Origin of the sequence: Actinoplanes sp. OR16, from assembly GCF_004001265.1 — a bacterium.
In the GTDB taxonomy this organism is placed as follows: domain Bacteria; phylum Actinomycetota; class Actinomycetes; order Mycobacteriales; family Micromonosporaceae; genus Actinoplanes.
In genome coordinates, this window is the sequence record NZ_AP019371.1 from 4,448,843 (window position 1) to 4,475,124 (window position 26,282).

At 70.0% G+C, this 26,282-nt stretch carries 24 protein-coding genes and 1 pseudogene; 16 read left to right on the forward strand and 9 right to left on the reverse strand.

Features of this window, described 5'->3' with window-relative positions:
• Positions 1-192: 192 nt before the first annotated feature.
• The gene (locus EP757_RS20515; RefSeq protein WP_127548382.1) at positions 193-4,125 is read left to right on the forward strand and encodes a bifunctional nitrate reductase/sulfite reductase flavoprotein subunit alpha; all 3,933 of its coding nucleotides are present in this window, start codon (positions 193-195) and stop codon (positions 4,123-4,125) included.
• 437 nt (positions 4,126-4,562) lie between these two features.
• Here EP757_RS20515 and EP757_RS20520 read toward each other — a convergent pair whose 3' ends face one another.
• Entirely contained in the window at positions 4,563-4,754 is a 192-nt protein-coding gene (locus tag EP757_RS20520; protein WP_370457842.1) for a hypothetical protein, read from the reverse strand.
• Between the two features lie 24 nt (positions 4,755-4,778).
• On the opposite strand from EP757_RS20520, the gene EP757_RS20525 reads away from it, so the two are divergent.
• Together EP757_RS20525 and EP757_RS20530 are read left to right on the forward strand one after the other, a co-directional pair.
• Positions 4,779-5,576: an isocitrate lyase/phosphoenolpyruvate mutase family protein gene (locus EP757_RS20525; RefSeq protein WP_127548384.1), complete on the forward strand. Its 798-nt coding sequence runs from the start codon at positions 4,779-4,781 to the stop codon at positions 5,574-5,576.
• A 144-nt stretch (positions 5,577-5,720) separates the two neighbouring features.
• Positions 5,721-6,005 carry a hypothetical protein gene (locus EP757_RS20530; RefSeq protein WP_127548386.1) on the forward strand — a complete coding sequence of 95 codons (285 nt, stop codon included), beginning with the start codon at positions 5,721-5,723 and terminating at the stop codon, positions 6,003-6,005.
• Between the two features lie 43 nt (positions 6,006-6,048).
• On the opposite strand, the gene EP757_RS20535 is transcribed toward EP757_RS20530, so the two are convergent.
• Complete coding sequence (locus tag EP757_RS20535) at positions 6,049-7,566, reverse strand: serine hydrolase (protein ID WP_127548388.1); 1,518 nt, start codon at positions 7,564-7,566, stop codon at positions 6,049-6,051.
• Positions 7,567-7,742: 176 nt separating this feature from the next.
• Here EP757_RS20535 and EP757_RS20540 point away from each other — a divergent pair, with 176 nt between their 5' ends.
• From EP757_RS20540 to EP757_RS20555, 4 genes are all read left to right on the forward strand, one after another.
• A complete protein-coding gene (locus EP757_RS20540) occupies positions 7,743-9,059 on the forward strand; it encodes a hypothetical protein (protein WP_127548390.1) in 1,317 nt (438 codons plus the stop codon).
• Positions 9,060-9,072: 13 nt separating this feature from the next.
• Positions 9,073-10,995 carry a PAS domain-containing sensor histidine kinase gene (locus EP757_RS20545; RefSeq protein ID WP_127548392.1) on the forward strand — a complete coding sequence of 641 codons (1,923 nt, stop codon included), beginning with the start codon at positions 9,073-9,075 and terminating at the stop codon, positions 10,993-10,995.
• Between the two features lie 65 nt (positions 10,996-11,060).
• Entirely contained in the window at positions 11,061-12,071 is a 1,011-nt protein-coding gene (locus tag EP757_RS20550; RefSeq protein WP_127548394.1) for a pectinesterase family protein, read from the forward strand.
• A gap of 43 nt (positions 12,072-12,114) precedes the next feature.
• The gene (locus EP757_RS20555) at positions 12,115-12,834 is read left to right on the forward strand and encodes a hypothetical protein (protein ID WP_127548396.1); all 720 of its coding nucleotides are present in this window, start codon (positions 12,115-12,117) and stop codon (positions 12,832-12,834) included.
• On the opposite strand, the gene EP757_RS20560 is transcribed toward EP757_RS20555, so the two are convergent.
• A complete protein-coding gene (locus EP757_RS20560) occupies positions 12,812-13,474 on the reverse strand; it encodes a PaaI family thioesterase (RefSeq protein ID WP_127548398.1) in 663 nt (220 codons plus the stop codon). The genes EP757_RS20555 and EP757_RS20560 overlap by 23 nt on opposite strands.
• A gap of 130 nt (positions 13,475-13,604) precedes the next feature.
• On the opposite strand from EP757_RS20560, the gene kstD reads away from it, so the two are divergent.
• Positions 13,605-15,233: a 3-oxosteroid 1-dehydrogenase gene (kstD, locus tag EP757_RS20565; protein ID WP_127548400.1), complete on the forward strand. Its 1,629-nt coding sequence runs from the start codon at positions 13,605-13,607 to the stop codon at positions 15,231-15,233.
• Between the two features lie 14 nt (positions 15,234-15,247).
• Complete coding sequence (locus tag EP757_RS20570) at positions 15,248-15,676, forward strand: SRPBCC family protein (RefSeq protein ID WP_127548402.1); 429 nt, start codon at positions 15,248-15,250, stop codon at positions 15,674-15,676.
• Here EP757_RS20570 and kstR read toward each other — a convergent pair.
• Positions 15,665-16,261, reverse strand: a complete 597-nt coding sequence (gene kstR / locus EP757_RS20575; RefSeq protein ID WP_127548404.1) for a cholesterol catabolism transcriptional regulator KstR — start codon at positions 16,259-16,261, stop codon at positions 15,665-15,667. The genes EP757_RS20570 and kstR overlap by 12 nt on opposite strands.
• A 100-nt stretch (positions 16,262-16,361) precedes the next feature.
• Here kstR and EP757_RS20580 point away from each other — a divergent pair, with 100 nt between their 5' ends.
• The 6 genes and pseudogenes from EP757_RS20580 (at position 16,362) to EP757_RS20600 (ending at position 21,136) form a co-directional block, all read left to right on the forward strand.
• Positions 16,362-17,111 (forward strand): acyl-CoA dehydrogenase family protein, encoded by a 750-nt coding sequence (locus tag EP757_RS20580; protein ID WP_127548406.1) that lies wholly within the window; start codon positions 16,362-16,364, stop codon positions 17,109-17,111.
• Positions 17,096-18,238 (forward strand): acyl-CoA dehydrogenase family protein, encoded by a 1,143-nt coding sequence (locus tag EP757_RS20585; RefSeq protein ID WP_127548408.1) that lies wholly within the window; start codon positions 17,096-17,098, stop codon positions 18,236-18,238. The genes EP757_RS20580 and EP757_RS20585 overlap by 16 nt, the downstream gene beginning before the upstream one ends.
• Positions 18,235-19,095 (forward strand): annotated as a pseudogene (locus EP757_RS43930) (bifunctional MaoC family dehydratase N-terminal/OB-fold nucleic acid binding domain-containing protein); the annotation flags it as partial. The gene EP757_RS20585 and the pseudogene EP757_RS43930, both read left to right, overlap by 4 nt.
• Before the next feature lie 39 nt (positions 19,096-19,134).
• Positions 19,135-19,440 carry an acyl dehydratase gene (locus EP757_RS43935; protein WP_370457863.1) on the forward strand — a complete coding sequence of 102 codons (306 nt, stop codon included), beginning with the start codon at positions 19,135-19,137 and terminating at the stop codon, positions 19,438-19,440.
• Complete coding sequence (locus EP757_RS20595) at positions 19,437-20,582, forward strand: lipid-transfer protein (RefSeq protein ID WP_127548411.1); 1,146 nt, start codon at positions 19,437-19,439, stop codon at positions 20,580-20,582. The genes EP757_RS43935 and EP757_RS20595 overlap by 4 nt, the downstream gene beginning before the upstream one ends.
• A gap of 44 nt (positions 20,583-20,626) precedes the next feature.
• On the forward strand, positions 20,627-21,136 hold the full coding sequence (locus EP757_RS20600; protein ID WP_127548413.1) for an FBP domain-containing protein: 510 nt from the start codon (positions 20,627-20,629) through the stop codon (positions 21,134-21,136).
• A 3-nt stretch (positions 21,137-21,139) separates the two neighbouring features.
• On the opposite strand, the gene EP757_RS20605 is transcribed toward EP757_RS20600, so the two are convergent.
• Complete coding sequence (locus EP757_RS20605) at positions 21,140-21,745, reverse strand: NAD(P)-dependent oxidoreductase (RefSeq protein WP_127548415.1); 606 nt, start codon at positions 21,743-21,745, stop codon at positions 21,140-21,142.
• 70 nt (positions 21,746-21,815) lie between these two features.
• Between EP757_RS20605 and EP757_RS20610 the strand changes: the two genes are divergently transcribed.
• Positions 21,816-22,157, forward strand: coding sequence for a helix-turn-helix domain-containing protein (locus tag EP757_RS20610; RefSeq protein WP_232050599.1), 342 nt, complete (start codon positions 21,816-21,818; stop codon positions 22,155-22,157).
• Here the strand turns inward: EP757_RS20610 and dmpG are convergent.
• The 4 genes from dmpG to EP757_RS20630 are packed head-to-tail and all read right to left on the reverse strand — an operon-like array spanning position 22,144 to position 26,252.
• Positions 22,144-23,142, reverse strand: a complete 999-nt coding sequence (dmpG, locus tag EP757_RS20615; RefSeq protein WP_127548417.1) for a 4-hydroxy-2-oxovalerate aldolase — start codon at positions 23,140-23,142, stop codon at positions 22,144-22,146. The two genes, EP757_RS20610 and dmpG, sit on opposite strands and share 14 nt — an antisense overlap.
• Complete coding sequence (locus EP757_RS20620) at positions 23,139-23,993, reverse strand: acetaldehyde dehydrogenase (acetylating) (protein WP_127548419.1); 855 nt, start codon at positions 23,991-23,993, stop codon at positions 23,139-23,141. The genes dmpG and EP757_RS20620 overlap by 4 nt, the downstream gene beginning before the upstream one ends.
• Positions 23,990-24,769, reverse strand: a complete 780-nt coding sequence (locus EP757_RS20625) for a 2-keto-4-pentenoate hydratase (protein ID WP_127548421.1) — start codon at positions 24,767-24,769, stop codon at positions 23,990-23,992. Before EP757_RS20625 ends, EP757_RS20620 begins: the two co-directional genes overlap by 4 nt.
• Positions 24,756-26,252, reverse strand: coding sequence for an FAD-binding protein (locus EP757_RS20630; RefSeq protein WP_370457864.1), 1,497 nt, complete (start codon positions 26,250-26,252; stop codon positions 24,756-24,758). The genes EP757_RS20625 and EP757_RS20630 overlap by 14 nt, the downstream gene beginning before the upstream one ends.
• Positions 26,253-26,282 lie beyond the last annotated feature (30 nt).

Sequence of the window (26,282 nt, forward strand, 5' to 3'; positions counted from 1 at the left end):
GCCCGGGTCGTCCTACCAGGACGACCCGGGCCGCTTCGATCTCCGCCGTGTAGGGCCCGCTGGGCCCGCGGAGGCTCACAACGCGATCACGCCCGTAGTGACGCCGGGGTAATCAGCGTCGCACAGTTCCGACGACGGCCTGAAACCGCGACTCCCTAGCTTTGGTCGTGTCGGCCTTCGAAGGGGGAACGTGTGCCTGCCGATAGCACCCAGGTGAGAACCGTCTGCGGGTACTGCGGCGTCGGCTGCGGCATCGTCCTCGACATCGAGGACGGCCGGGTGGTCAAGGCCGCCGGCGACAAGGCGCACCCCGCGAACGCCGGGCGGCTCTGCACGAAGGGCGCGACGAGCGTCGAGCTGCTCGCCGCGCCGGGCCGGTTGGACACGGGGCTGCTCCGGCCCCGGCGCGGCGCCGACCCGCAGCGCATCGGCGCCGACGCGGCGATCACCGAGACCGGGCGGCGGCTGCGGGCGATCATCGACGAGCACGGGCCGGACGCCTTCGCCATGTACGTGTCCGGTCAGATGACGCTGGAGGCTCAGTACCTCGCGAACAAGCTGGTCAAGGGCTTCATCGGGACGAAAAACATCGAGTCGAACTCGCGGCTGTGCATGGCGAGCGCGGGCACCGGATACAAGCTGTCGCTCGGGTCGGACGGACCGCCTGGGTCGTACGACGACCTCGACCACGCCGACGTCTTCCTGGTGATCGGCTCGAACATGGCGGACTGCCACCCGATCCTGTTCCTGCGGATGATGGAGCGGGTCAAGGCCGGCGCTAAGCTGATCGTGGTGGATCCGCGGCGGACGGCCACGGCGGATAAATCCGACTTGTACCTGCAGATCAAGCCCGGCACGGACCTGGCGCTCCTGAACGGCTTACTAGCCCTCCTCCCGAAGAATCGGGACTTCATCGACGCCCACACCACCGGCTGGGACGCGATGCCGGAGTTCCTGGACGACTACCCACCCGGCGAGGTCGAGCGGCTCACCGGCATCCCGGAGAGCGACATCCGTACCGCCGCCGACTGGATCGGCGCGGCCGGCACGAAATGGGTCAGCCTCTGGACCATGGGTCTCAACCAGAGCACCCACGGCACCTGGAACACGAACGCCCTGATCAACCTGCACCTCGCCACGGGGGCGATCGGGGTGAAGGGTGGCGGCCCCTTCTCGCTGACCGGTCAGCCGAACGCGATGGGCGGCCGGGAGATGGGCTACATGGGTCCCGGCCTGCCCGGCCAGCGATCGGTGCTGGTCCCGGCCGACCGGGAGTTCACCGAGCGGATCTGGGGAGTGCCGGCCGGCACCCTGCGGACCGAGGTGGGCAAGGGAACGATCGACATGTTCGAGCAGATGGCCGACGGCCGGATCAAGGCCTGCTGGATAGTCTGCACCAACCCGGTCGCCTCGGTCGCGAACCGGCGTACCGTGATCGCTGGTCTTGAAGCGGCAGAGCTGGTCGTCACGCAGGACGCGTTCGCCGAGACCGAGACGAACGCCTATGCCGACATCGCGCTCCCCGCGGCGATGTGGTCCGAGACCGACGGCATCATGATCAACTCCGAGCGGTCGCTCACGCTCGTCCACCCGGCCGCCGAGCCGCCCGGCGACGCCATGCCGGACTGGCAGATCATCGCCGGGGTGGCGGCCGAGATGGGTTACGCCGCCGCGTTCGACTACGCGAGCGCCGAGGAGATCCTCGAGGAGATCAAGAGCTTTTCCAACCCCCAGACGGGGTACGACCTGAGCGGCGTGTCATACCAGCGCCTCTCGGACGGCCCGGTCCAGTGGCCGGCGGCGGAAGGCGGGCCGGCCCGCAACCCGATCCGATACGTCGACCCCGACCGTGGCCTGCGGTTCGCCACCCCGGACGGCCGTGCCGTCTTCCACGCCCGGCCCCACCTCGATCCCGCCGAGATGCCCGACGACGACTACCCGATCGTGCTGAACACCGGCCGCCTCCAGCACCAGTGGCACACGATGACGAAGACCGGCAAGATCGCCAAGCTGAACAGGCTGAACCCGGCCCCGTTCGTCGAGATCCACCCGGACGACGCCGGTCCGCTCGGGATCGCCGAGGGCGATCAGGTGGAGATCGCGTCGCGGCGGGGCCGGGCCGTGCTGCCGGCGGTGCTCACCGACCGGGTCGCGCCCGGTGCCTGTTTCGCGCCGATCCACTGGAACGACCTGTTCGGCGAGTACGTGAGCGTCAACGCGGTCACCAGCGACGCCGTCGATCCGCTCTCGTTCCAGCCGGAGCTCAAGGTCTGCGCGGTGTCGCTCACCAAGGTCGCCACGCCGGTCGCCGCCGAGGTCGAGGTGGCGGCGCCGGCCGGTGGGCTGCACGCGATGCTCGGGCTCGACCCGGTGCCGCCCGCGCTCAGCGATGATCAGCGGCGCTACCTCGCGGGTTTCCTGGCCGGGTTGCCGCCGGGACTGGCCGGGCCGCCGGTGCTGCCGGGCAACGCGCCTTTCGACCGGGGAACCGCGCAATGGGTGAACGGCGTGATGGCGGGGGCTTCGGTCGTACCGCATCAGGCTCTCGTCCCGGAGAAACCGCCGATCGCGGGCAGCCTCCAGATCCTGTGGGCGTCGCAGACCGGGAACGCCGAGGAATTCGCGCGGGAACTGGCCGGGCGGCTCTCCGCGACCGGGCGGCAGATCAGCGTTCTGGGAATGGACTCGGCCGCCGAGGAACTGCTCGAACCGGACGCGGATCTGCTTCTGGTGACGAGCACGTTCGGCGATGGGGACGCCCCGGACAACGGTACGGCGTTCTGGCAGTCCCTTTCCGGCGAGACCGCTCCCCGGCTGGACGGGCGGCGCTATGCGGTGCTCGCTTTCGGCGATTCCAGCTACGACGACTTCTGCGGTCACGGACGCCGTCTCGACGAACGCCTCGCCGAGTTGGGCGCGGTCCGGATGGCGCCCCGCGCCGACTGCGAGCCGGACTTCTCCGACACCGCCACCGGCTGGCTGGAATCGGTCGTGACCGCGCTGACCCTCCCTCCGCGCCCGGCCCCGACGAAGGCGAAGCCGCTCACCGCCACCCTCGCCGGCAACCGCCTGCTCAGCCGGCCCGGATCGGCCAAGGAGGTGCGGCGGTTCACGTTCACGACCGACGGCGGACTGGACTATCAGGCAGGCGACGCGCTGGGCGTCTGGCCGGTGAACTGCCCGGATCTGGTCACCGAGTTCCTGTCCCTGACAGGATTGCCGGCGACGACCTCGGTCGCGCTCGACAAAATCGGGGACATCCCTTTGCGGGAGGCTTTGTCCCGCCATCTCGACATCACCCGGATCACCCCGGATCTGCTGCGCTTCACGGCCGACCGCACCGGCGCCGCCCACCTGAAGACGCTGCTCCGGCCGGACAACAAGGGCGAGCTGGCGAAGTGGGCGTATGGGCGGCAGGCCGCCGATCTGCTCGCCGAACATCCCGTGCGCGCCACCGCGTCAGAGTGGCTCGGCGTCCTCAAGCGACTCCAGCCGCGGCTGTATTCGATCAGCTCGACCCCGCTGACCGCCCCGGATCACGTCAGCCTGACCGTCTCGGTGGTCCGTTTCGGTCAGCGCAAGGGCGTCTGCTCGACCCATCTGGCCGATTCCCCGGACGGCGCCGAGATCGGGTTGTTCGTGCAGCGGGCACCGCATTTCCGGCCGCCGGCCGACCCGTCCACCCCCATGATCATGGTCGGGCCGGGAACGGGTGTCGCACCTTTCCTCGGTTTCCTGGAAGAACGGCAGGCGCGCGGCGCCACCGGCCGCAACTGGCTGTTCTTCGGCGAACAGCGGCGGGCCACCGACTTCTATTACGAGGAGGAGCTGACCGCCCTCCGATCCGCCGGAACGCTGTCCCGGCTGGATCTCGCCTTCTCCCGCGACCAGCGCACGAAGATCTACGTCCAGGATCGGATGCTCGAACAGGGCGCTCAATTGTGGTCGTGGCTGCAGGAGGGCGCGCATTTCTACGTCTGCGGCGACGCCAGCCGGATGGCCCGTGACGTGGACCAGGCGCTGCACGACATCGCGGTCAATCACGGCCGGCTCTCCCCGGAGGCGGCGACGGCTTATCTGAAGCAGCTGGCCGCGGAGAAGCGTTACGTCCGGGACGTCTACTGAGGTCCCGACCGCACCCAAACGGCCTGGTTGTGTGCGCTGACCGCCCTGGGCGGCGGGTGAGAGGGCGGTGGCCGCCGTGGGTGGCGGGTGAGGGGGGCGGTGAGCGGACGCGGCGTGCGCGGTTGTGTGCGCTGGCGGTCGTGAGGGGCGGTCAGTGCACGCGACGAGCGTAGGTGGCGGTGAGTGGACGCGTCGTGTAGTCGTGTGCGGTGGCCGCGGTGAGGGGGCGGTGGGCGCACGCGGGGTCTGGTCGTGTGCGGTGGCGGTCTCCATGGTGGCGGTGAGCGGACGCGGCGTGTGGTCGTGTGCGGTGGCCGCCTTGAGTGGCGGGTGAGAGGGCGGTGAGCGGACGCGTCGTGCGCGGTTGTGTGCGCTGGCGGTCGTGAGGGGGCGGTCAGGGCACACGGCGAGCGTATTCGTGTGCGTTGATCGTCGGCTCAGGAAGGGGCGCTCTTGACGGCTGAGCCTCGGGCGGCCAGCCACTGGAATTCGGCGAGCAGTTCGCCCACCTCGCCGGCCAGGGCCATGGCCAGGTTCTTCGGCGTGTGGAACGGTTCCGATTCCCGATCCTGGGCGAACTCCCGGACTAGGACGGTGAGTTCGGCGAGGGATGAGCTGCGGGACGACACGACCCGGAGCCTAACGTGGACATCATGACGAACGTTCGCGAACGCTTCCGGGATCTGCACGAGTCGGGCACCTTCATCATTCCGAACCCGTGGGACGTCGGCTCCGGCCGCCTCCTGGAGAGCTGGGGCTTCCCGGCGCTCGCCACCACCTCGTCCGGCCTGGCCGCCTCGCTCGGCAAGCTGGATCAGCAGGTCACCCGGGATGAGCTGGTCGCGCACGTGCGGGCGCTGACCGCGGCGGTGAGCATTCCGGTGAACGTGGACGCCGAGCGCTGTTTCGCCGACACCGCTGACGGTATCGCCGAGACGACCGATCTGCTCGCCGAGGCGGGCGCGGCCGGGATCTCGATCGAGGACTACGACCCGGCGGCCGAGCGGGTGGAGGCGCTGGAGGTGGCGGCGGAGCGGGTTGCGGCGGCTGCTCGGGCGGCTGCCCGGCACGGCATCGTGCTGACGGCCCGGGCGGAGAACTTCCTGTACGGCCATGTTGATCTTGACGATACGATCACGCGGCTGCGGGCGTACCGGGAAGCCGGAGCCGACGTCGTCTATGCACCCGGTCTGCGGGAGAGCGCCGATATCGCTCGTGTGGTCGCCGAAGCCGGCGCGCCCGTGAATGTGCTCGCGCTCGCCGGCGGCCTCGATGTGAAGCAGCTGGGCGATCTCGGAGTGCGACGGGTCTCGATCGGCGGTGGCCTGGCCTGGGCGGCGTACGGGGCGCTGCGCGACGCCGCCCGGGAGCTCCTGGACAGCGGCACCACCGGCTTCAAGTCGCGGGGGATCACCGACGACGAGCTGGAGAAGGCCTTCACGAGGAGATAACCGACCTCCCGCGAACTCTGTCTGTGATCTTCAACGGTAGAGAAACGGAAGAGACTTGACACCGGCCGTGATCAGCGCGGATTCTTGCCGCTCCAGCATCGTGACCTGCGGTTTCGCGCTGGATGGATCACGGCGGAGGGCTCTATGGAACTGCACCCGGACGATCGCGACGACCTGCTGAACGGCGGCTCGACGGTGGAGATGTGGCGGCGGAGCGAGCACGCCGCGGCGGTCGCGGCCGAGCTGATGCGGCTGCACGGCGGGACGGTGCCGATGAGTGAGCTCCTCTGGCTCGGCGCCGAGTCGTTCCTGCCCCGCCAGTGGAAGGCCGGCCGGGCGTCGGAGCCCGCCGAGGCGGCGGCCGAGGTCTACGACCGCTGGCGCCGCATCGAGCAGCGCCGCCTGAAGCGCCGCCAGGAGAACAGCTGACCTTGGAGGGCCGCACGACAGCGGCCCTCCAGGATCCAAGCCGCTAGATCGGCATCCGAAGCGGGAACGGCCTGGTCGCGGTGGTTCGCAGCGTGGAGGGCGGCGTGTGCCGGAGCAGCCGTCCGCCGAACCGGAACCACTGCACCGACCCGTCCGATCCGCGGACGAAGTTCACCCGCTGCGGCGTCGGAGTTCCGTCCGGCAGGTGCACCACCGCGTAGTCTCGCCGGTAGAACCCGAGCCGCATGACCTCGTCGCCGTCCGACCGCGCGATCAGCCCGCCGGCGTCAGCAGTGAACTCCAGCGCCACCTCGTAGAACTCGCCGTCGAAACCGATCTGCTGGAAGGCGTACCACCCCTCGTAGGCGGCCAGCTGCCGGGCGCCGAGCGGCCGCACCTCAGCCGGGAGGTTGTGCACCCCGGCGAGCCGGGAGAGCGCCCAGTCCCCGACGAAGAGGTCGTCGAGCAGGGCCGGCCCGGTGTCCGAATTCGTCAGCACGGTGAGCGCGAAGTCCCGTTCCGGCACCATCAGGAATCCTGAGTGCTGCCCGTCCCAGTCGCCACCGTGCTGCACCACCTCGGGCCCCTCGGCGGTGGGCCGGATCATCCAGGTCACCCCGGCGCCGTCGAGTTCGACGAAGAGCGTGCCGCCGGGTCCCGGACGTGAGCGCATCCGCCGCAGGGAGCGCCGGGTCAGCAGCCCGCCTCCGTCGCCGAGGTGGAATCGCGCCCACCGGATCTGGTCCCGCGCGCTCGAGATCAGCCCGCCGGCCGGGTTGAGGCTGCGGGGCACGTACCATCGCGCCGGCTCCGGCACGAGATTGCCGAGATCATCGAGGACATGGGGTACGGCCATCCGCGCCCCCGCGATGCCGGTGATGTCGAAGCCGGACCGCCGCAGCGGCAACGGACGCAGAAGCAGGTCGCCGATCGCCCGCTCGTAGGTCTTCCCGGTGACGACCTCGATGATCCGGCCGCTCAGCGAGAGGGCCGCGTTGTTGTAGGAGAACACCGTGCCCGGAGCGGTGAGCTGCGGAAGCCGGGCCATGCCGTCGACGTATCGCGCGAGGGCGTCGTCGTCGATGCCGGTGTCGAGGAAGTAGTCGCCGAGCCAGCCGGCGCTGTGGTCGAGGATCTGCCGGACGGTGACCCGTGCCGAGGCGGCCGGGTCGGTGGTGCGGAAGTCCGGCAGATAGCTGCGGACCGTACGATCCAGGTCGATCTCACCTCGTTCGGCCAGGCGCATCACGGCGGTCCCGGTGAACGTCTTGGTGGTCGAGGCGACCCGGAAGACGGTGTGGTCACCGTCGACCGGTGACGGGTCGGCGAGGCTGGTCACGCCGAAGCCGCGCACGTACTCGCGGCCGCGGTACCAGACGCCGAGGCCCACACCGGGCACGGCGTAGGTCTCCATCGCCGCCTGGATCTTGTCTTCCAGCTCACGGATCGCGGAGGGGACCTTGGTGGTCCCGGCGCCGGCCGGCGCGCTGAGGAGGGTCGGTGCGGCAACGGCGGCCGCTGTCGCGGTGAGAAGCGTACGGCGGGTCATCTGCTCGGTCATCGAGATTCTGCTCCCTGTCGACGTTCGCGTCCCGAGCGACTCTATCCATGACAGTCAATGCGTACGCTTTAAAGTTATTTATCCGATTTTTCGTTAAACGCGATTTCGCAGTGACGGTCCTCTCTTAACGGTCCGCGAATCACCGCCGATCTAGGAGACAGGAGGTGGTGTCCCGGATGTTTCCGGACCAGATCGGCGACTGGGTGTTGCACGAACTTCCCCGCCTGAACCGCATGATCCTGCAGGACGACGCCCCGACCGAGCTGCTGCACGCCCAGCTCGAGGAGCACGTTCTGAATCACTTGCCCGAAGTGGCCCAGCTGACCCCGCTGCAAGCACAGCAGCTCGTCGTCAACCTGGGCTTCGTCGGCGCTTCGGTGGCCCGTCACTACCAGGAGCACTCGCCCGGCGGGGTCCAGCACCCCGAGCTGGCCTTCGAGGGCCTCACCGCGGGCGCCGAGCGATTCCCGTTCCGTGCCTACTTCGCGGCGCTGGCCGAGCACACCGGCACCGGTCACTACGACCGCGACAGCTTCGCCTCGCTGGTGCGCTGGAACGTCGGCCGGATCCGGGTCCTGCTCGGCGACGAGGTGCTCGCGGAGCTGCCCGGCGTCTTCGAGGACGGCCGGATCCGCAGCTACACCGGCTCACCCGGGGAGGAGCGCTTCTTTCTGCTGGTCAAGCAGGGGGAGGCGGTCGAGCTGGCAGTGAACGAGCTGCTCTGCCCGCTGACCCGGGAGGACGCGAGCCTGATCTGCGTGGACGCCCGCCACCGGGTGCGCCTCGCCACGGTGCTGCTGGACGCGCTGCGCAGGCTGATGGTCGACTTCGCCTCGCTGCCGCCCGAGCAGACCATGCCGGCCGAGCACTTCATGGACGTGTTCCGCCAGTTCGCGGCGCACTGGACACTCGGCGACATCCCGCCGAGCGGCGCGCTCGACCCGGAGGCGCTGAAACGGGACTTCCTGCTCGGTATCGCCGTGGACGACTACGACCAGCAGGCCCGGCGGTTGTTCCCGGCGTTGCTCGACGCCGAACGGCACGAGCTGAGCACCCTGATGTCGATGCCGACCCTGCCGGAGCGGGTGCTCGCCGCGATCGGCACCGACCCGCACGAGCTGCGCCTCGGCGACGACGGTGACCTGCGGCGGCAGATCGCCCACCACCCGGCCCTGATCGACTGGTACCGGCTGCTCCAGATGCACGCCCGGGCGGCCGGTGCGCACCTGATGCTGTCCAAGAAGTTCCTGTTCAAGCCGCAGCGGGCGCGGGACGCAGCCGGCCTCGGCGACAAGGAGCTGGTGTCGAACCGGGCCGGCACCACCGGCATGACGGAAACGTTCCTGGAGCGGCTCACCCGGGCCCGGCAGAATCACGTCCTCGCGCCCCTGCGTCCGGTGATTACCACCGAAAACCAGGATGCCGGGCCCATCGCGGAGGTACGGTCCGCTGGGGGAGCGACCCGCCGGGTGGTGGTGGAGCTGGCCGGTTGACGGGGGCGTGGTGATGCCAAGTACGCGGCCACCGCTGACGGAGATCGGCCGTGACCAGCTCATGGCGCTGATCGATCACACGTCCGCGGTGATCTACATGCGTGGCGCCGACGGACGGTACCTGCTGGTCAACCGCGAGTACGAGCGCCTCTTCAAGCTGCGCCGCGAGGACATCGTCGGGCTCACCGACCACGACCTGTTCCCGCCGGACATCGCTGACGCGTTCCGGGAGAACGACCTCGAGGCGCTGGCCGGTGGTGTGCCGGTGCAGATGGAGGAGGAGGCGCCCGGCGAGGACGGCGAGTCGCGGTGGTACATCACCGTCAAGTTCCCGCTGATCGACGAGAGCGGCCGGGCGTACGCGGTGGCCGGCATCTCCACCGACATCACCAAGCGCACCCGGGCCGAGGCGGCGCTGCGCGACAGCGAGGAACGGTTCCGCCTGCTGGCCGAGCACGCGCAGGACATCATCTTCCGGTACCGGATCGATCCCGATCCGGGCATGGAGTACCTGAGCCGGGCCGTCGAGTCGATCACCGGGCGCCGGGCGGAGGAGTTCTACGCCGAGCCGGGGCTGATCCTGGACTGCGTGCTGCCGGAGGACCGCCCGCTGTTCCAGCAGTCCTGGCAGTCGCCGCGGACCAGCACCATCACGTTCCGGCTGCGCCGCGCCGACCAGGAGATCGTCTTCATCGAGCAGCGGGCCGCCACGGTCGCCGACGACAGCGGCCGGGTCGTGGCGGTCGAGGGCATCCTGCGGGACGTGACCGAGCGGATCGCCGCCGAGAAGGAACGCGCCGAGCTGGAGCAGCAGCTGCGCCAGGCGGAACGGCTCGACTCGCTGGGCCAGCTGGCCGGCGGGATCGCGCACGACTTCAACAACATCCTCGCGGTGATATCCGGTTACGCCGACATGATCGCCGACGAGCTGGGCGAGGAGCATCCCGGGCACGCCGACGCGGCCGGGATCAAGCAGGCCGCGAACCGGGGCAGCGCGCTCACCCGGCAGCTCCTGATCTTCAGCCGTTCGGAGCCGTCGCGACCCGAGATCCTCGACCTGAACGCCGTCGCCGCGGACATGCAGCGGTTGCTCGGCCGTACGCTCGGCGAGGACATCGAGTTCGGCACCGAGCTGGCGTCCGGCCTGCCGCCGGTCGTGATGGACCGCAGCAAGCTGGAGCAGGTCCTGATGAACGCCGCCCTGAACTCGCGGGCCGCGATGCCGGACGGCGGCCGGCTCACCATCGTCACCTCGCTGGAGCAGACGGCCGGCGGCGAGCCGCAGGTGTGCCTCGCGGTGGTCGACACCGGTTGCGGGATGCCGCCGGAGGTGCTGGCCAGGGCGTTCGAGCCGTTCTTCACGACCCGTGGCCGGGGCAGCGGCACCGGGCTGGGGCTGGCCACGGCGTACGGGGTGGTCACCGACGCGGGCGGCACGATCAGCCTGGAGTCGGAGCCGGGCCGGGGCACGACGCTGCGGGTGCGGCTGCCGGCCGGCGCCGAGCCGGTCGCGTCCGCCGTGAGCACGCCCGTGCCGGTCGCCAAGGCCAAGCCGGGCGAGGGGCACAAGGTGTTCGTGGTGGAGGACGAGGAGGCGGTCCGGGACATCGTCTGCCGGCTGCTGCGCAAGGCCGGGTACGAAGTGGCCGCCGCTCCCAACCCGCACGAGGCCCTGCGGATGTACCGCGAGGAGAACCTCACGTTCGACATGCTGCTCAGCGACGTGATCATGCCGGGGATGTCGGGCACCCAGCTCGCGGCCGAGCTGCGCCGGGATCGGCCCGACCTGCCGGTGCTCTTCATGTCCGGCTACACCAGCGGGCCGGCGCCGGGCGGGCAGGCCATGCCGCCGGACGCCCCGCTGATCCACAAGCCGTTCGACTCGAAGACGCTGCTCGGCGAGGTGCACAAGCTGGTCGTCGAACGTATCCATTGACATGAATTGAGTTGCCGTCCTACCGTGCTCGCCGGGAAAGCCCTTTCCTGCTGTTGGAGGACGGTATGCGCAGACGGATGTTCCTGGCCCTTCCGGCGGCTGCGGCACTGCCGGTGCCGAAGCGGCTCCGGCTCACGGTGGCGGCCGGCGGCGACGGCGACCATACCTCCGTGCAGGCCGCGATCGACGCGGTCCCGGCCGGTGAGCCCGCGGTCATCGGCGTGCGACCCGGCACGTACCTCGGTCAGGTCGTCATCCCGGCCGGTAAGCCCTCGATCGAGCTGCGCGGTCTCGGCCGCTCGCCGGCCGACGTGGTGATCGCCGACGACCGGGCCAACGGCACCCCGAAGCCGGACGGCGGCACCTGGGGCACGTCGGGCAGCGCCTCGGTCACCGTGGACGGCGCCGGCCTGCGGGCCACGAACCTCACCTTCGCGAACCTCTTCGACGCGGCCGCCCACCCGGAGATCACCAACCGGCAGGCGGTGGCCGTGCTGACCCGCGCCGACCGGCTCGTCTTCGACCGCGTCCGATTCCTCGGCAACCAGGACACCCTGTACGTCAACAGTTCCGCGGCAGGCGTGATCGCCCGGGCGTACTTCCGGGACTGCTACGTGGAGGGCGACGTCGACTTCATCTTCGGCCGGGCCACCGCCGCCTTCGACCGCTGTCACGTGCACTCGCTGAACCGGAACACCACCCCGGCCGGATATGTGACCGCGCCCAGCACCGACCGCGACAACCCGTACGGCCTGCTCTTCCACCGTTCCCGCTTCACCGCCGACGCCCCGCCCGGATCCGTCTTCCTCGGCCGCCCGTGGCACCCGAGCAACGACCCGGAGGCGATCGGCCAGACGATCATCCGGAACTCCTGGATCGGCGCCCACATCCCGGGCACGCCGTGGTCCGACTTCGGCATCTGGCCGTGGGAGGAGGCCCGGTTCGCCGAGTACCGCAACACCGGCCCCGGATCCGCCGTCACCGCCGACCGCCCGCAACTCACCGACGACGAGGCGCTCACCTACACGGTGGACGCGGCGCTGCGCGGGAGCGACGGCTGGAACCCGTGCGGGTGACAGAAAGGGTCAGACCGATGGGAGATCCGCTTATGGTCGGCGCGTGCCGGTCTCCCGTAAGCGCAAGAAGCCGACCCGATCGAAGACCACGGCGCGTGCCGAACGCCGCCGTGACCAGAGCAGGCGGGAGTCGGCGCGGATAGTCCTCGAAGCCTGGGAGGCGGCGAACTCACGGCGTGTCGAGCAGGCCCGCCCGGCCGCCCGGGAGCTGGTCGTGTCGCTGGGCGGCGGCGCCGGCGAGGACGAGGTGTGCCGCGGTCTCGGCGAGCTCATCGAGCGGTTCGGCGGTCCGGACGAGGTCGCCGAGGCCCTCATCGCCGAGGCGGCCGCCGCAGCCGTCCGGCCACTGCTCCTGACCCTGGCCGCGATCCTCCCGGCCGACCAGCGGGCGCGGATCGACGCGGAGATCGAGGATCCGGAGCTGATCGGCCGCCCGCTCTGGACCCGTGATCGGTCCGGTGCCCGATTCGCGATCCTCGCCCGATTCGCCGGCCCGGCCCGCTACTACCTCTGGGACGTCGACACGGCCGGCGCCCACCCGGTGACGGTGCACAGCGGCTACTACGCCTCCCCGGAGGAGGCCCTGGCGGCATGGCAGGTCGCGGCATCGGCGGGTGGCACCGGCTGGCACGAGGCCACCGACGCCACCCGGCTCCACGATCTCCTCCCCGTCCCGGACGGCGTGATCACCCCAGGGGAGCCCGGCGAGTACCACCGTTCGCGGAGACTGGCGGAGATCCTCAGCTCGCCCGCGGCCTCATGACCGGCCCGAACAGCCGCCGCGCCTGCTCGGCCCGCAGCGCCACGAACAGCCCGGTCGCGGTGACCAGCGCTTCGTCCGGGTTCTCGGCGGTGGCTATCGTCCCGACGGCGGTCACCCGCCGCCCCTCGACCTGGGTGACCTGAGCGGTCAGGCGCAGGGCCGTCTTCAACGGCACGGGACTCTTGTACGACGTGTCGAGCCGCACGGTCATGCCCGGATTGCCGGAACTCGTCACCGCATGCCCGAGCATTTGATCGAGGAGCATCGCGCTGACGCCACCGTGCGCGTACATCGGCGGTCCTTCGTACGCCAAGCCCAGCGTGCAGGTCCCCACCGCGACCCCGTCGGCGCTCTCGATCTGGACCGGCGGGGCCAGCGCGCTGCCCTTGCCGATCACCGGGTTGTACATCCGCACCCCGCCGAGCAGATCGTCGGCGGTGGACAGCTCGCTGCGCCCCCGGCTGCGCTCGCCGAGCGGCGCGGACGCCTGCCGGAGGAGATCGGCCGCGAAGAGCAGGTCGTCGGTGGACGCCTCGGTCGCTGTCGCGTGCTCGATCAGCTCGCGGAGCGCGTCGCCCAGATCGGCGATCGCCTCGCGCCGGGCGAGGAGGCGGTCGACGGATTGAAGCCTATCGGTCACGTCATCTCCCCGGAGCGGCGTCGATGGAATCAGGTTCTATCAACGGTCGCTCTCTCCGCACGCCGCACCGCTAGTGAATCATCTCACACTGCTATAACCTGTTCTAGTTCCGAGCGGACAGGGGGAACTCATGCCGGAGTTCGATGTGGTGGTGGCCGGCGCCGGCGCCGCGGGCATGACGGCCGCGCTCACGACCGCCCGCAGCGGACTGAGCACCGTGGTGCTGGAGAAGGCGGCTGTCTTCGGAGGCTCGACGGCCCGGTCCGGCGCCGGCATCTGGGTGCCGAACAACGACGTGGTGCTCGCGGCCGGGGTGCCGGACACGTTCGCCAAGGCCGACGCGTACATGGCAGCGGTCGTCGGCCCCGAGGTCCCGGCCGCCCGGCGGCAGGCGTTCCTCACCGCCGGCCCGCGGGCGATCGCCTTCATCCAGCGCTGGTCGCCGCTGCGTTTCCGCTGGATGGAGGCGTACCCGGACTACTATCCGGAGCTGGCCGGCGGGATGCCGAACGGCCGCTCGATCGAACCCGACGCGCTCGACGCGAACATCCTCGGTGACGAGCTGGCGAACCTGAACCCGTCCTACATCCCGACGCCCGCCGGCACGGTGATCTACGACGTCGACTACCGCTGGCTCGCGCTGATCGCCCGGCATCCGCGCGGTGTGGCGGTCGCCGGTGACATGGTGCTGCGATACCTGCGGCTGGCAGCCCAGGGCAAGAACCCGATCACCATGGGGCAGGCGCTCGCCGGCGGTCTGCGGGCCGGATTGCTGGCTGCCGACGTACCGGTCAATCTGAAGACGCCGCTGGTGGACCTGTATGTCGAGAATGGCCGCGTAGCCGGAGTGATCGCGCTCCAGGATCAGAAGGAGACGCTGTTCCGGGCGCGCCGGGGCGTCGTGATCGGCAGTGGCGGGTTCGAGCACAACGAGCGGATGCGCAAGCAGTTCCAGGCCGAGCCGATCGGGACGGACTGGACGGTCGGCGCCTCCTCGAACACCGGCGACGGGATCGAGGCGGGTGAGCGGGCCGGCGCCGGCCTGGCCCTGATGGACGACTCCTGGTGGGGCCCGATGATCCCGCTGCCCGAGGGGCCGTACTTCTGCCTCTCCGAGCGCACCCTGCCCGGCACCGTCTTCGTGAACGCGGCGGGCAAGCGGTTCGTCAACGAGGCCGCGCCCTACAGCGACGTCGTCCATGTGATGTACCAGGGGAATCACTTCCCGGCCTGGATGATCACCGACCAGGACTACCGGAACCGCTACCTGTTCAAGGAGACCGCACCGCTGCTGCCCTACCCCCAGACCTGGTACGACAGCGGCGCCCTGGTCAAGGACTGGACGATCACCGGCCTGGCGAGCAGGATCGGCGTGCCGGCGGCAGCGCTGCGAGCCACCATCGACCGTGTCAACGCGCAGGCCCGTGCCGGCCGGGACACCGATTTCCACCGTGGCGACAGCGCCTACGACGCCTACTTCGCCGACCCGACGAACACCCCGAACCCGTGCCTCGCGCCGATCTGGCTGCCGCCCTTCTACGCCTTCAAGATCGTCCCGGGCGACCTGGGGACGAAGGGCGGGCTGACCACCGACACCCGGTCCCGTGTCGTGCGTCCGGACGGCTCGGTGATCCCCGGCCTCTACGCCGCCGGCAACGCCAGCGCGGCCGTGATGGGACACAGCTATGCCGGCGCGGGTTCCACCCTCGGCCCGGCGATGACCTTCGGATACGTGGCCGGAACAGATCTGGCTTTCTAGAGAAGGAGAAGCGAATGCCCAAGGTGAGCGTGTCGACAGTGACGAAGGCCGCCCCCGACCGGATCTGGCAGGTGCTGGTGGATCCGAGCCGAACCCCCGAGTGGAACGCCATGCACCAGGGCTTCACCGGCGACGTGCCGGCCACCCTCACCGAGGGCGCGCAGTACAAGCAGAAGGTCAAGCTGATGGGCATGCCCGCGGACATGGCGTGGAAGGTCGTCACCGCCGACGGCACGACCCTGGAGCAGGCCGGCGACGGGCCGATGGGCGTCAAGGCGAAGAACCGCTTCCAGCTGGAACCGGCCGAGGGCGGCACGCAGATCACCTACGACATGGAGTTCATCGGCCCGGCGCTCAACGGACCGATGGCCGCGATGCTGGAGAAGCAGGCCGGGCCCGCCGCGAAGCAGGCCCTCGACAAGCTGACCGGTCTAGTGGAGTAGCAGCCGGGTGGCCAGCTCCAGGTGGTTGACCACGTCGTTCGCCGACGCCCGGCGGGTCACCCAGGCCACCAGGTTGGACAGCCACACGTCACCGATCACCCGGGCCTTGGCGCGGTCGTCGGCGGTCGGCTCGCCGTCGTGCATCGCCCGGGTGAACATCTCCTCCATGAGCCGGGCCACCGCGTTCACCTCGGCGCTCGCCGACGGATCGGCGAACATGAAGGCCCTGGTCATCGCCTCGGCGAGCATCGGGTCGCGCTGCAGCGCGCCGGTCACCCGGTTCAGCACGTAGAGCGTCCGGTCATACGGCGTGTCGCCCGGGATCGGCTTGCGGTTCAGCTTCTCCTGGATCGCCTCGAGCTCGGTCGCGAGCGCCGACACCAGCAGGTGAATCTTGGAGGGGAAGTAGCGGTAGAGCGTGCCGAGAGCGACCTCGGCCTTCTCGGCGACCGTGCGCATCTGCACGGCGTCGTAGCCGCCCTTCGACGCGAGGGCCAGCGTGGCCTCCAGGATCCGGCGGCGGCGATCACGCTGCGCGGCCGATCCCTGCTCGACATCGGTGGTACTCGTTCTCGCTGTCGCCATGGTCCCCCCTCGCCTGTGAATCAAGCCTAGCAACGGCGCGTTGCATACCTGTGTCACCCATCGGTGGCGCGCCCAAACTGAAACGTGTTCTAATCCGTTTATGGATTTCCGGCCGGACGAGACGCAGCAGGTGATCACCCGGCTCGCGGCCGAGGTGGTCGCCGGGGCCGATTCCCCGGAGCGCCTCTGGAAGGACCTGGGCCAGGCCGGCCTGCTCACGCCGGATCTGGGCATCTTCGAGACCACACTGGTCCTCACCGAGATGGCGCGGCGGGCGATGGTCGTTCCCGCTCTCCGGATCGACGGTTCCGCCGTGACCATCGTCGATCCTCAAGATCAAGATCCTTCCCTGGTACGTCTGGACGCCGCATTCCAGGCCGAACCGCATCCCTACGCCGTCGCCGCCGCGTGCGCGCTGGGGGACGGCGCCCTGGCCGGAGCCCTGGACCTGACCACCGCTCACGTCCGCACCCGCGAGCAGTTCGGCCGTCCGATCGCCACCTTCCAGGCCGTCGCCCAGCAGATCGCGGACGTCTACATCGCGAGCCGGACCCTCCACCTGGCCGTCCTCTCCGCCTGCTGGCGCCTCGGCACCGGCCGTCCCGCCGGCGACGATCTCGCGGTGGCGGCCCAGTGGCTCACCGCCGAGGCGCCGCCGGCCGCGCGCACCTGTCATCACCTGCACGGAGGGCTGGGCCTGATGATCGACTACCCGCTGCACCGGCACACCGCGATGATCCGGGCGATGTCGCGATTCCTGGGTGGTAGCGAGCACGCTCTGTCGAGGCTGGCGGATCGCTGTGTTCCTCTTCCCGACGAGGCTGGGGGATCACCGTGTTCCTCGAACTGACTTCACGGCAGATCGCTCTGCGGGACGAGCTCCGGTCGTACCTGCAAAGGCTCTTGACCCGGGCGCAACGCGCCGAGCTCCTGCGGGACCGGCATGGTCGCGCCCATCGCGACCTGGTGGCCCGCCTGGGTCGCGACGGCTGGCTGGGACTGGGCTTCCCGGTGGAGTTCGGTGGCCGTGGCCTCGGGCCGGCCGAGCAGCAGATCCTGGTGAACGAGGCGGCGCGTGCCGACGTGCCACTACCGGCAGTCACGCTGCAGACCGTCGCGCCGACCCTGCTCGCACACGGAACGCCCGCTCAACGTGATCACTTTCTGCCGCCGATTCTGGCCGGAGAATGGCATTTCGCGATCGGCTACACCGAACCGGAAGCCGGGACCGACCTGGCGTCGCTGAGCACCCGGGCGGTCCGCGACGGCGATTCCTACGTCGTGAACGGCGCGAAGACGTTCACCACCGGTGCGCACGACGCCGATTTCCTCTGGCTCGCCTGCCGTACGGATTCGGACGCGCCCCGGCACCGCGGACTGTCCATTCTCATCGTCGACACGTCCGATCCCGGCTATTCCTGGACACCGCTGATCACCTGCGACGGCGCCCACCACGTCAATTCCGTGCACCTCGACGACGTGCGCGTTCCGGTCACCATGCGGGTCGGCGCGGAGAACGAGGGCTGGCGCCTGATCACGGCACAGCTCAACCACGAGCGCGTCATGCTGGGTCCCGCCGGGCGGCTCGCCGCGCTCTTTCTCCGCGTACGGGACTGGTCCCGTGCGACGAATGCCGCCGCCCATCCGGAGGTGCGCCGCGCGCTGGCCCGCTGTTTCGCCGCACTGCGCGTCAACGAACTGCTCAACGCCCAGGTCGTCGCGGACGAGCTCGGCCCGGCCGAGACCAGCCCGGCCGACGCCTCCGCCACGAAGGTCTTCGCCTCGGAGCGGCTGCTCAGCCTCGGCGCCGAACTGGAGGAACTGGTGGCCCGCTACGGCGGCGACCCGGAACTCCTGGAATGGCTGGATCTGCAGGCCAAACGCAATCTCGTGCTGACGTTCGGCGGGGGAGTGAACGAGGTGCAGAGAGAAATAGTCGCCAGTGCGGGGCTCGGCCTGCCGCGAGTCCCACGATGACTTCTCCGGTGGATGACGTCGTCCAGCGCCTCCGATCGGCCGGCGAGACGGCGCCGCGTCATGGCCGCGACCCGGTCAATCTGCCGCTGATCCGCAATTGGCTGGAAGCGGTGGGCGATCGGAACCCCCTCTACGAACGCGAATCGCTGGCCCCGCCCGCGATGATCCAGGTCTGGACGATGCGGGGCCTTTCCCCGCGCGAACCCGATCCGCTGCAGGTCATCTCCTCGGCGCTCGACGACGCCGGTTTCCCCAACGTCGTGGCCACGGATTCCGAGCAGACCTATCACCGTTATCTGCGTGTCGGCGAGTCGATTTCGGTCCGCAGCCGCCTCGAATCCGTCATTGGCCCGAAACGGACGTCTCTCGGCGAAGGCTGGTTCGTCACGACGAACAGCACCTGGTTCTCGCGTGATGAGCCGGTCGCAGAGATGCGATTCCGGATCCTCAAATATCGCTCCACATCCGGCGGCTCTCCTCCGGCATCGCCGTGGCAGCCCGTCGTCACCGCCGACACGGCGTTCTTCTGGGACGGTCTGGCGAGCGGCGAGCTGCGGATCCAGCGCTGCGGCGAGTGCGGTGAGCTGCGGCATCCGCCCGGCCCGGCCTGCCCGGCGTGCGGCGCGCTGAAGCAGGAGCACATCGTGGCGTCCGGCGCCGGAACCGTGCACAGTCTCGTGGTCCACCATCATCCGCCGATCCCGGGACGGCGTGCCCCGTACACCGTGGGTCTCATCGACCTGGCCGAGGGCGTCCGGATGGTCGGCGAGGTGTGCGGCCCCCGCCCGATCGAGATCGGCGACGCCGTGACGGCCGTGATCGGGAACGGTCTGCCGTCCTGGCGGCTCGACCTGCCGGCCCTGACGCCGTGGTCGATCGAGGTCACCCCGACACTGATCATCAGCACCGCCCTGGCGACCCGCGACTTCCAGGACGTCCACCACGATCGCGACGCCGCCGTACGCCGCGGCGGCAAGGACATCTTCCTCAACATCCTGGCGACGACCGGCCTGGTCCAGCGCTACGTCACCGACCGGTCGGACGCGCCGGTGAAGTCCATCGCGATCCGGCTGGGAACGCCCTGCTTCGCCTACGACACCCTCACCTTCACCGGCGACCTCCTCCCGGGCGGCCGCATAGCGGTGACCGGCCGGACGTCATCGGGCACCCACGTGACCGGGACAGTGACGGTGGCGTCGTGATCGGGGGGACGTGTGCGATAGCGGGCATCGGGGCCACCGAGTTCTCCAAGGACTCGGGGCGCAGCGAGCTGCGGCTGGCCGTCGAGGCCGTGCGGGCCGCGCTCGACGACGCCGGACTGCGGGCGGCGGAGGTGGACGGCCTGGTCACGTTCGGGATGGACAACAACCCGGAGATCGCCGTGGCACGTGAGCTGGGCATGGGTGACCTGCGCTTCCTGAGCCGCATCGGGTACGGCGGAGGCGCCGCCTGCGCCGTCGTCCAGCAGGCCGTCCTCGCGGTCGGCGCCGGCGTGGCCGACGTGGTCGTCTGCTACCGCGCTCTCAACGAGCGGTCCGGCCGCCGCTTCGGCCGGGCGGTGGCGCCTCCCGACGTCGACGCCGGCTGGCACTATCCGATGGGCCTCGCCACCCCGGCCGCCATGGTGGCGATGGTGGCCCGCCGCTACCTGCACGACTACGGCGCGACCACCGACGACTTCGGCCGGATCACCGTGGCGATGCGGCGGCACGCTGCCACCAACCCGTACGCCTGGTTCCACGGCCGCCCGATCAGCCTCGACGACCATCGGGCGTCCCGGTGGATCGCCGAACCGCTGCGGCTGCTCGACTGCTGCCAGGAGAGCGACGGCGCGGTGGCCCTGGTCGTCACCTCCGTCGAGCGGGCCCGTGACCTGGCCCGGCGGCCGGCGGTGGTGAGCGCGGCGGCGCAGGGGAGCGGTCCCGGGCAGTTCGTGATGACCAGCTACTACCGGCCCCGGATCGCCGCGCTGCCGGAGATGGCAGTGGTGGCCGCACAGCTCTGGGAACAGTCGGGGTTCTCCCCGGCGGACGTGCGAACCGCTGTTCTCTATGACCATTTCACCCCGTACGTCATGATGCAGCTCGAAGAATTGGGGTTCTGCCCCCGGGGCGAGGCGCGTCGATTCATCGCCGGCGGCGGTATCGAGCTCGGCGGCCGGCTGCCGGTGAACCCGCACGGCGGTCAGCTCGGCGAGGCCTACATCCATGGCATGAACGGCATAGCCGAGGCGGTCCGGCAGGTGCGCGGCACCGCGGTGAACCAGGTCCCCGGCGACGGCCCGGTGCTGGTCACCGCGGGAACCGGCGTCCCCACCAGCGGCTTGATCTTGCACAGTGTGTAGAAATCGCTGGTGGGCGGGATGCCGGGTCGGCTAGGTTCGCGGCCATGCGACCACTCGACGAGAAGGAGATCAGGGACTCCTTCGTCAACTGCAGCAAGGGTGAGGCCGGCCGGATCAGACTGCCCGCCGGTTTCGCCGACGGTGGCGTGCCCTGGGCGGACATCGACTTCCTCGGCTGGACCGATCCGGGGGCGCCGCAGCGGGCGCTCCTGGTCGTGCCCGGTGAGGAGGGACCGGCCGGGTTCGTGCTGCGGCGACCGGAATCGGTCAGGACATCCGCTCTGCGTTCCAGCATGTGCCAGGTGTGCCTGACCGAGCACGGCGCCGGTGGGGTGGTGCTGTTCGCGGCGCCGCTGGCCGGGGCGTCCGGGCGGCGGGGCAACACCGTGGGGGCGTACATCTGTGCCGATCTCGCTTGCTCGCTCTACCTGCGCGGTAAGCGGACACCGAAGATGCGGCTGGTGCGCCGGGAGGAGACGCTCACCCTCGAGGAGCGGATCGACCGGGCGCTGTCCAACCTGGCCGCCTTCACCGACCGCGTCGCCGCCGGCTGATCCTCAGCCCGACAGCCCCAGATGCGTACGGCGATGTGCCGGACGCTCGATCTCGTCCAGGACGGCCACCGCGAGATCGGGGTAGGAGATCCGGCTCGCCGCGTCGGCCGTCGTCACCCGGTAACGGCCGGTCCGGCCACCCGCGTGGTCGAAGTCGCCGGCCGGGCTGACGATCAGCCAGTCCTGCTCCGAGCCGGCCAGGACCTCGGCGCCGGCGGCGTGCGCCTCGGAGAACGCGCGGTACTCCTGCGGGTATCCAGGTGTGTCCATGAGCGGGGTGCCGTCCGCCGTCGCGAGGATCGACGAGAGCCCGACGACGATCAGGCGACGGGGTCCGGCCGCGAGCAGGGCCTTCGCCGCTGTCGTGTAGAACGCGCGGGGTTCCGCCGAGCCGTCGAACACCGCACTGACGACGGCATCGTGACCTGCGGTGATGTCGCCTGGATCGGTGACGTCCCCGCGGGTCGGGTGGATGGCCGGGCTGGTCGGTCCCTCGTACGCCGAAGGGTCTCGCACGACGGCCGTGACCTGATGCCCGCGCCGCACCGCCTCGGCGGCGACTGCCCGGCCGGCGCGCCCGTTCGCTCCGAAGATCGCGATTTCGCTCATGCTCCGGACGGTAGCGAGGACCCTGGTTTCCGATCGGATACCTGGAACCGGTGGCCTACGGTGGGTACTCGTGACGACGACGCCGCTCGATCCCGAGATGTTCGACCCGGTCTGCCCGTCGAGCCTGTCCCCGATCCGTTTCGGCGACAAATGGTCCGGAATGGTGATCCGGTGTCTGGAGAACGGGCCACGGCGCTTCTCCGAATTGCGTGTCCCGATGCGCGGGGTGACGGCGAAAGCGCTGACCAAATCGCTGCGACTGCTGGAACGGAACGGACTGGTGGAGCGTGATCCTCTTTATCAGTTGACGCCGCTCGGGAAGAGCATTCTCGGTCCACTGAACGCCGCCTGTGAATGGGCCGGTGAACATTGGGACGAACTGCTCGACGCGCGCGAGGCTAACGACCGCTGAGTTCGCGCGCGATGCCGATCAACTGGTCCTCCTGGCCGCCCACGAGGCGGCGCTCCCCGGCTCGCACCAGGATCTCGGCGCCTGACACCCCGTAACGCTCGGCGAGAGCGTAGGCGTGCAGCAGGAAGCTCGAGTAGACCCCGGCGTAGCCCATGATCAGCGCCATCCGGTCCAGCTTGCACTCGTCGGGCATGGCCGGGCGGACCACGTCCTCGGCGGCGTCCGCGATCGCGAAGAAATCGACGCCGGTGGTGATGCCGAGCTTGTCGCAGACCGCCACCAGCGCCTCGGTCGGGGTGTTGCCGGCGCCCGCGCCGAACCGCCGCGTGCAGGCGTCGATCTGCAGGGCGCCGGCGCGGACGGCGAGGATCGAGTTCGCAACCCCGAGCCCGAGGTTCTCGTGGCCGTGGAACCCCACCTGCGCGTCGTCGCCGAGCGCGGCAGCGAGCGCCGACACCCGGTCGCTGACCTGGTCGAGGACGAGCGCGCCGGCCGAATCGACGACGTAGACGCACTGGCATCCGGCGTCCGCCATGATCCGTGCCTGGCGGGCCAGGTCCTCGGGCGGGATCGAGTGGGCCATCATCAGGAAGCCGACCGTCTCCAGCCCCAGATCGCGGGCCAGGCCGAAATGCTGGACCGCGATGTCCGCCTCGGTGCAGTGGGTGGCGATCCGGCAGACCGCCGCGCCGTTGCCGGCCGCGGCCTTGATGTCGTCGATGACTCCCACGCCGGGCAGCATCAGGAATGCGATCTTGGAGCGGGTGGCGGCGGCGACCGCCACGGCGATCAGCTCTTGCTCGGGGGTGTGGCTGAGGCCGTAGGTGAAGGACGAGCCGCCGAGGCCGTCACCGTGAGTCACCTCGATGACCGGGATGCCGGCGGTGTCGAGAGCGGTCACGATGTCGTGCACTTCGGTGGTGGTGAATTGGTGCCGCTTCGCGTGCGAGCCGTCGCGCAAGGTGGAATCGGTGATCCGGATCATCGTGCCAACTCCTCGGCGACACGGGTGGCGGCGGTGGTCATGATGTCCAGGTTCCCCGCGTATTTCGGGAGATAGTCGCCTGCGCCTTCGATCTCGACGAAGATCCCGACCTTGAGTTGATCACCGATCGTGTCGAATTGCGGTTCGTCGAGCAATCGATAACCGGGCACTCCCAGCTCGCCGACCATGTCCAGGACGGATCGCAGGATCGCTTTCCGGTCCGCATCGGCCGGTACCGCGCAGAAGACGGAATCCCGCATCATCAGCGGCGGCTCGGCCGGATTCAGCACGATGATGGCCTTTCCCCGGCCCGCGCCGCCGATCGTCTCCAGCCCACGGCCGGTGGTCCTGGTGAACTCGTCGATGTTCGCCCGGGTCCCCGGCCCCGCCGATTTCGAGGCGACCGTCGCGACGATCTCGGCATAGGACACCGGCGCCACCCGGGAAACGGCGTGCACCATCGGAATCGTCGCCTGACCACCACAGGTGATGAGGTTGATGTTCGGGGCGTCCCGGTGCTGTTCCAGGTTGACCGACGGGACGACAGCCGGTCCTACCGCGGCGGGGGTCAGATCGATCGCCCGGATACCCGCTGCGGCGTAGAGGGGCGCGTTCTGCCGATGCACTGCCGCCGAGGTGGCTTCGAAGACGATGTCGGGCAGGGGATCGCGGGTCAGCAGCCAGGCGGCGCCGCCGGTGCCGATCTCCAGGCCCTCCGCCTCCGCCCTTTTCAGGCCCGGGCTCGACGGGTCGATACCGGCCATGTACAACGGCTCCACCGTCGGGGAGCGCAGCAGTTTGTACATCAGGTCGGTGCCGATGTTGCCGGAGCCGACGACGGCGGCTTTCATGGTGTCTCCTTGGAGAAAATCAGCCTCACCGAGCCGAGGCCGTCGAAGGTCGCCAGGAATTCGTCGCCGGGGTGCGCGTCGACGGCCCTGGCGCAGGCGCCCGGCAGGATCAGATGCCCGGCCCGCAGCCGGACCCCGAATGTCGCGACGGTCCGCGCCAGCCAGGCGACGGCGATGACCGGGTCGCCCAGAACGGCGTCGGAACGGCCCTGGGCGATGATCTCCCCATTGCGGTGAAGGGTGGCGTCGATGCCGCGCACGTCGTCTCTCTCGACGCGGCCGGCGCCGACCACGAAACCGGCGGACGAGGCGTTGTCGGCGATCGTGTCGGCGAGGCTGATCCGCCAATCCTCGATCCGGCTGTCGATGAGTTCGATCGAGGGCGCGAACGCCGCGGTCGCGTCCAGGACGTCCCGCTCGGTGCAGTCCTCGCCGGGCAGATCCGCGCCGAGCAGGAACGCGACCTCGATCTCGACGCGCGGATGGCAATAACGCCCGGCGTCGACCGGCTCGTCCTCGGACAATCGCATGTCGGCGAGCAGATGGCCGTAGTCCGGCTCATCGACGCCCATCATCTCCTGCATCGCCTTCGAGGAGAGGCCGACCTTGTGCCCGACGATCGGCGCCGTCCGCCTGCGGATATTGAAGAGCTGGATCTCGTACGCGTCAGCCGCCGTGAGATCGGGCCATTCCCGGACGATCGGAGGAACCGGTTCACGGTTTCGCTCGGCCGCCAGCAGCCGGTCCGCGATCACCCGCAGGTCATCGTCGTTCAACGTCCGCCCCTTCCCGCGCTCTTCTCGCGTACGCCGCCGCGTTGATCCCGGCCCGCCGCCCGGAGAACACACAGTCGGCGAGCGACAGCCCGCTCACATAGGCGCCCGAACAGATCCCCACGGCATTCCGCCCGGCCGCGTAGACACCCGGAGCGACAGCCCCGGTCTCCTCGTCCACCACCAGCCCGCCGAGCGTGAGCATCGGGGCCGGCAGCGCCCGAATCGATACGTCGATGAGCGAGAAAGGCCCCGCCCTCAGCCGTTTCCCGCCCTCATCTGCGACGGTCCTCACGAGTCCGGCCGGATCCACGCCGGCCGTGCGCGCGACCGTCTCCAGCGTCTGCCCGCTCACCTTCCCGGGCCCGAGCATCCACCAGGCCTGGAATCGCTGGAACCACAACGTCTGCCGCCATATCTGCCGCCGGGCCGCCCGCAGGATCGCCGCGTCGACGAGCAGCCACGCCTTCCCACCCGGGCTGCGCAGAACCGCCTCGCCGACAGCCGCCCCATAACGACTCTCCTCGCAGACCCGCCGCCCGTCGCGATCCACCAGCAGACCCCGTGTCAACGCCGACGGCGGCGTGAGGAACCGCCACACGGTCACCCGATCCAGATGAGCGGTGGCGCCGCCGGCCGCGATCCCGAGCCGGATTCCGGATCCGTCATCACCCGGCGTTCCCAGGCGAAGCCCTCCCCGGTACGCCGGCGCGTGCGCCCGCATCATCTCCCTGTCGAAGACGAACCCGCCCGCGGCCAGAACCACCGTCCTCGCCGCGATCGTCGACGGTCTCGCGTAGCGGTCCTCGAGGCGCGCAGCCCGCCGATGCAGATAGGCGCCGAAACGTGGCAGATAGACGCCGGGCTTCACGGAGAATCGGTGCAAGACTTGGTGCACAGCCCGCGGCCAGCCGGTGAGCACGCGACATCCGACAGCTCCCGGCGTCAGTTCGACGGCGCGGGTCTGCGTGCGGACCTCGGCGCCCGCCGCACGGGCTGCCGCGGCCAGTCTCCGGTGCAGCTCGTGGCCGGAGGTGCCTCGGGCGTGAGTGCGATGACCTCGGGGGACAGGCGGATCCTCGTTCCCCGACACATAGAGATAGTGGCGATTCGTGGGATAGGAGGTCTTCTCTGGAGCGACACGTGAGTCGAAGGGCACGCCGTGGCCGGCCAGCCACTCCAGCATGTCCGCGCTCTGCTCGCAGAACCGCCGCAGCGTCGGTGGCGTGACGGCGTCGCGGGTCTCGGTGAGCAGATAGTCGTACATGCTCTCCGGGTCGTCCTCGACGCCCGCGGCTCGCTGGAAACGGGTTCCGCCCCCGGCGTAGACCACTCCACCGGAGATCGCTGTCGCGCCGCCACCGCCGAACCTGTCGACGACGAGCACGCGCGCCCCCGCTTCGGCCGCCTCGATCGCGGCGCACGCCCCGGCCGCGCCGAAGCCCACCACGACGACGTCATACACAAGGTCTCCTGAAACAGGTATCAATCCGCGGAACGTGTTCCCATAGCGCGT

What these genes read in the sequence shown, in the direction of transcription:
- kstD (WP_127548400.1), top strand. Translation starts at nt 13,605, where the DNA reads ATGCCGGAGTTCGATGTGGTGGTGGCCGGCGCCGGCGCCGCGGGCATG.
- EP757_RS20535 (WP_127548388.1), bottom strand. Translation starts at nt 7,566, where the DNA reads ATGACCGAGCAGATGACCCGCCGTACGCTTCTCACCGCGACAGCGGCC.
- EP757_RS20540 (WP_127548390.1), top strand. Translation starts at nt 7,743, where the DNA reads ATGTTTCCGGACCAGATCGGCGACTGGGTGTTGCACGAACTTCCCCGC.
- EP757_RS20605 (WP_127548415.1), bottom strand. Translation starts at nt 21,745, where the DNA reads ATGAGCGAAATCGCGATCTTCGGAGCGAACGGGCGCGCCGGCCGGGCA.
- EP757_RS20545 (WP_127548392.1), top strand. Translation starts at nt 9,073, where the DNA reads ATGCCAAGTACGCGGCCACCGCTGACGGAGATCGGCCGTGACCAGCTC.
- EP757_RS20580 (WP_127548406.1), top strand. Translation starts at nt 16,362, where the DNA reads ATGGATTTCCGGCCGGACGAGACGCAGCAGGTGATCACCCGGCTCGCG.
- EP757_RS20620 (WP_127548419.1), bottom strand. Translation starts at nt 23,993, where the DNA reads ATGAAAGCCGCCGTCGTCGGCTCCGGCAACATCGGCACCGACCTGATG.
- EP757_RS20570 (WP_127548402.1), top strand. Translation starts at nt 15,248, where the DNA reads ATGCCCAAGGTGAGCGTGTCGACAGTGACGAAGGCCGCCCCCGACCGG.
- kstR (WP_127548404.1), bottom strand. Translation starts at nt 16,261, where the DNA reads ATGGCGACAGCGAGAACGAGTACCACCGATGTCGAGCAGGGATCGGCC.
- EP757_RS20600 (WP_127548413.1), top strand. Translation starts at nt 20,627, where the DNA reads ATGCGACCACTCGACGAGAAGGAGATCAGGGACTCCTTCGTCAACTGC.
- dmpG (WP_127548417.1), bottom strand. Translation starts at nt 23,142, where the DNA reads ATGATCCGGATCACCGATTCCACCTTGCGCGACGGCTCGCACGCGAAG.
- EP757_RS20550 (WP_127548394.1), top strand. Translation starts at nt 11,061, where the DNA reads ATGCGCAGACGGATGTTCCTGGCCCTTCCGGCGGCTGCGGCACTGCCG.
- EP757_RS20530 (WP_127548386.1), top strand. Translation starts at nt 5,721, where the DNA reads ATGGAACTGCACCCGGACGATCGCGACGACCTGCTGAACGGCGGCTCG.
- EP757_RS20525 (WP_127548384.1), top strand. Translation starts at nt 4,779, where the DNA reads ATGACGAACGTTCGCGAACGCTTCCGGGATCTGCACGAGTCGGGCACC.